4 protein-coding genes are annotated in these 4,206 nt (G+C 34.4%); all 4 read right to left on the reverse strand.

Annotation, left to right across the window (positions count from 1 at the left end; translation table 11 throughout):
* Positions 1-85: 85 nt before the first annotated feature.
* Positions 86-493, reverse strand: coding sequence for a HEPN domain-containing protein (locus U9P79_01535; GenBank protein ID MEA2103309.1), 408 nt, complete (start codon positions 491-493; stop codon positions 86-88).
* A complete protein-coding gene (locus U9P79_01540) occupies positions 490-807 on the reverse strand; it encodes a nucleotidyltransferase domain-containing protein (protein MEA2103310.1) in 318 nt (105 codons plus the stop codon). Before U9P79_01540 ends, U9P79_01535 begins: the two co-directional genes overlap by 4 nt.
* A 67-nt stretch (positions 808-874) precedes the next feature.
* Positions 875-3,040 (reverse strand): DNA helicase RecQ, encoded by a 2,166-nt coding sequence (recQ, locus tag U9P79_01545; GenBank protein ID MEA2103311.1) that lies wholly within the window; start codon positions 3,038-3,040, stop codon positions 875-877.
* A gap of 88 nt (positions 3,041-3,128) precedes the next feature.
* Positions 3,129-4,043: a CDP-alcohol phosphatidyltransferase family protein gene (locus tag U9P79_01550; GenBank protein ID MEA2103312.1), complete on the reverse strand. Its 915-nt coding sequence runs from the start codon at positions 4,041-4,043 to the stop codon at positions 3,129-3,131.
* Positions 4,044-4,206: the final 163 nt, after the last annotated feature.

Here is a 4,206-nt window from a genome sequence, read left to right on the forward strand (position 1 = left end):
TTCACAAAAGGGCGGAAACCGACTCCCTGCACGATTCCTTTTAGAATTATTTCTGCTTGACGTTTAGGTTGTTCCAATGAAAAATTTATTCTATACTTCTGTTTATCAAATTTGTTATTTTGGTGATGAATTTTTCCATTTTAATATACATTTCATTAACTTCATTTTTATCAAATTCTACAAAATCGCTATAATCACCTTTCGAGCGTTTATCAAATGCAAGATGAACAAATTTACCATCTGCTTTTTCAATAATTCCTGCTTTAACAAAATTCTTGTTAAACCAACCCAATAGCTGCGTATGTTTGGATGTGCTGAATTTATATTTTAACGCTAATGCATTAAGAATATAGAAAACACCATAATAAATTCGATTTACGGCTAAAATCAGTTTATCGTTTTCAATTAAAAATTTCACATCATCGACAGAAGTTTTTGCTCTTTCAATTCGATATTTGATTAATTCTTGACGCTCCTTTTCTTCCAAGCTCATGCGAAAATTCCTCTATTTAACGCATCTATGATATATGGCTCTTTTCCACGTATTGTATTTAGTTCCTTTTGTGAAATGATTTTTATATCCGTAACAATACCATATTCTAAATCAATTTCATAACATGCATCCACAATTTTATTCTCAAATACCCAATCATAATCTGTTTTAAGAATTACCAAAAAATCGTAATCAGAGTAATCCTTATGTGTTTCGTCAGCTCGAGAGCCAAAAAGAACAACCCTATCAATCCTATCGGGAAACTTTTCTGCAAGTAATTTTTTTGTATGTTTTAAAATTTGTTCTTTTTTCATAATTCTTACAAAAATAAATATGTAATAAATAGTCAAGTTAATTACCCGAAACTTTTATCAGATTCAATTATTTTTCATTTTTCTCCTGCTCTGTCTTTTTGCTAAAGAAAGCTAATCGGAGAATTTTGAGTTCATGATAAGGAATTTTCTCATTAAAAAAGTGGAATACAGGGGACAGTCTTTCCACACCTTCAGTTTTGAAAGCCCGATAAACTTCTTCAGTTTGCTTTTCATCCAAAGTGGATTCTTTTTCGATACCTTTGCGAAGCGAGTGCCCTGATAGAAAAAATTCGTTCAAATTATTGATAATCGTAGTCTGTTTTACAGAAAAATATTTTGCCAGTTCCAAAGTCGTGCTTCCCTGATTATATTTCTCTCCGACTATTTGAAATTTTCGTTTATCATACTTTCCGTCTCCGGTTAGTGATTGCACCTTCGGATTTTCGGATATATCGTATTTTTGGCAATAATTCCGAATGATTACCATAAAAGTATCGCCATATTTTTCTGCTTTGCGCTGCCCGACTCCATACATTTTGAGGAAAGAGTTTTGGGTTTGGGGATAATAAATCGCCATATCAATCAGGGTTTTGTTAGAAAAAATTACATAAGGGGGAAATCCGGCAGTATCAGCCAGGCTTTTTCGTTTTTGGGATAAAATTTCGTATAATTTAAGGTCATATTTCCCCAGCTCTTCTTTCCTGCTAACTTGCTCTGCTTGCAATTTGCCGAGATATTTCGCCTTATTATGCAAAACTTCCCACGCCTTGGGAGTTAATTTCAGGCTTCCGTATTCTTGATCGCGAATGAGATATTCTTTTCTAATCAATTGTCTTGCCAAATAAAGCCATTGTGATTTTGAAATGTCTTTCCCGATTCCATAAGTGCTGAGTTTGTCGTGATGTTTTTCGAGTATTTTTTTATCTTGTGAACCGCGTAGCACCAGAGCAATATGGTTTGCTCCATAAATTTCATCGGTTCTTTTTATGCACGAAAGGAATTTTTGCACAGGAATTGTCAGGTCTATCAAACTTTTTGTCTCATTAGTGCAATTATCGCACATGCCGCAATTTTCAAATTTATATGACTCTCCAAAATAATTCAGCAAAGGTTTTCGGCGGCATTCTTCTGTTTCACAAAAATCAATAATTCCATCAAGATGCTTTTGAGCGATTTTAAGTTCTTCTACTGTTTTTTCTTTGAAAAAATATTTGATCTTTCTGATATCCCCATATCCGAAAAATAAAATACAGTGCGAATCCAAACCATCTCGCCCGGCACGTCCGATTTGTTGATAGTAGCTTTCAATGTTTTTGGGCAGATCAAAGTGGATGACATAACGGATGTTCGGTTTATTGATTCCCATTCCAAAAGCAATAGTTGCCACGATAATTTGAATATCATCCCGAATAAACAGCTCCTGATTTGTACTTCTTTCCAAGTCGCTTAAGCCGGCATGATAAGGTTTTACCGAGAATCCTTCTCCCGTGAGAATTGCCGAAAGTTCATCAACCTGCTTTCTGGAAAAGCAATAGATCAAGCCTGATTCGTTCGGAAATTTTTTGATGAAATCTAAAGTCCGATTTATGGGGCTGGTTTTGGGCACGATTTCCAGAAACAGGTTTTTCCTGTCAAAACTGCTAATGTATTTATTTGCATTTTCTAATTCTAAACTTTTAATAATATCATTTTGGACGATAGGGGTTGCGGTGGCTGTTAAGGCGATTAGAGCAGCATCTGAGAAACGATTTTTTAGATGTGCCAATTGTCTGTATTCGGGGCGAAAATCGTGTCCCCACTCGGAAATACAATGTGCCTCGTCAATCGTGAAGCAATCAATTTTTACGGATTCCAGAAGTTTTAAAGTTCTTTCCAAAAGCAGAGTTTCCGGTGCCACATATAGCAATTTTGCTTCTCCCTTCCTAATGCTTTGAACATTTTTACTATATTCGTAAGAGGGAAGTGAACTATTCAAACAAACCGCATTTACCCCGTTTTCTCGTAATTGTTCCACCTGATCCTTCATCAAAGAAATTAAGGGAGAAATAACGATTGTTAAGCCGTCAAAAATAATTGCGGGTATTTGATAGCAGATGGATTTCCCGCTTCCGGTTGGCATCACTACGAGAGAATCCCTTTTCCTTAAAACATTATCAATGATCTCTCTCTGATTTTCACGAAATGTATCATACCCAAATGTGTTTTTTAAAATGCTTTGTGCTGATTTTTGCATTACTCCTCTTTCGCGGAATTGCTTTTAATGATGAAATTGAATGATAAATATAAAGTTTAAGGATTTACCTTGTAAACCCATTTTGGCATTATTCCTTATTTAATAATAATTTTTTATTTAATCTTACCTGAATGATCCAGAGAACGACCATCAGCAAATTACCAAATCCGATTACATAATAGAAATAGATCATTGGTCGGTACAGGAAGGCTGCGATCATCATCAAAACTATGTGCATGTTTGGTCCTATTAGAAACCAGAATTGGATCAGAACTCTGTTTTTTTTATAATAGGTTTCTCTGTCGTATTTGTTTTTTGTGATTACTGAACTTGATGTTTGAAGATGTGTATAACCAAGGTAAGTATAAACAATGATTTTATCTAACAGCTTCAATTTTTGATTTTTCATCTTCTTCAATTCTTCCCGAAATCGTTGCTTTTCCTCTTCCCTGCTAAAACCCTTGCCAAGAGCATAATACATGAATTCTGATTTGTAATAATCCACCATGATTGAATGCATTATGTTGAACACGGCAGCCAAAGCCATTAATATCCAGGGATTTATCGGGAAATTTAGCTGTGGATTGTTGACAATACCGAGCGCAAAACCGATATGAATTGCTACAGAAGCAATGTAATCACTAATACCGTCAATTATTCTGCCGATATATGTGCCCATATTTTTCAGGCGTGCTATCATACCGTCCAAACAATCTAGAACCGTAGCAATCCCGAAACATACACCGCCAATCACAAACCAAAAATAAGTTCCGAATGAAAAAAATACTCCGGCAACAATCCCCACGAGAATACTCAAAAGCGAAATTTGGTTTGGTGTAATTGGTATTTTGTAGAACATTTTCAAAAAAATGAACGCAATCGGTCTGAAGATATAAAGTGTGAAAATTTCATCAAATATCGAATGTTTTATAGATTTTTTAAAATCCCTTGCCATTTTTTTGGTCAATATTTTACTTCTTTTATTAAAATCTGATTTAGTCATTATCAGTTTCCTTAATTTTCAATTCTGTAATCTTTCTAAACGCCTTAGTCGAATAACAGTTAAATTAATGTCCATAAATAAATTCGCATTTTCACAACAGAGATTTAAGAGGATGAATATAGATTTATGTTTTGAGCAAGCTGTTTTTATGTCAAATTTATCA

The sequence above is a fragment of the Candidatus Cloacimonadota bacterium genome (assembly GCA_034661015.1).
Taxonomy (GTDB): Bacteria; Cloacimonadota; Cloacimonadia; order JGIOTU-2; family JGIOTU-2; genus JAYEKN01.

What these genes read in the sequence shown, in the direction of transcription:
- recQ (MEA2103311.1), bottom strand. Translation starts at nt 3,040, where the DNA reads ATGCAAAAATCAGCACAAAGCATTTTAAAAAACACATTTGGGTATGAT.
- U9P79_01550 (MEA2103312.1), bottom strand. Translation starts at nt 4,043, where the DNA reads ATGACTAAATCAGATTTTAATAAAAGAAGTAAAATATTGACCAAAAAA.
- U9P79_01535 (MEA2103309.1), bottom strand. Translation starts at nt 493, where the DNA reads ATGAGCTTGGAAGAAAAGGAGCGTCAAGAATTAATCAAATATCGAATT.
- U9P79_01540 (MEA2103310.1), bottom strand. Translation starts at nt 807, where the DNA reads ATGAAAAAAGAACAAATTTTAAAACATACAAAAAAATTACTTGCAGAA.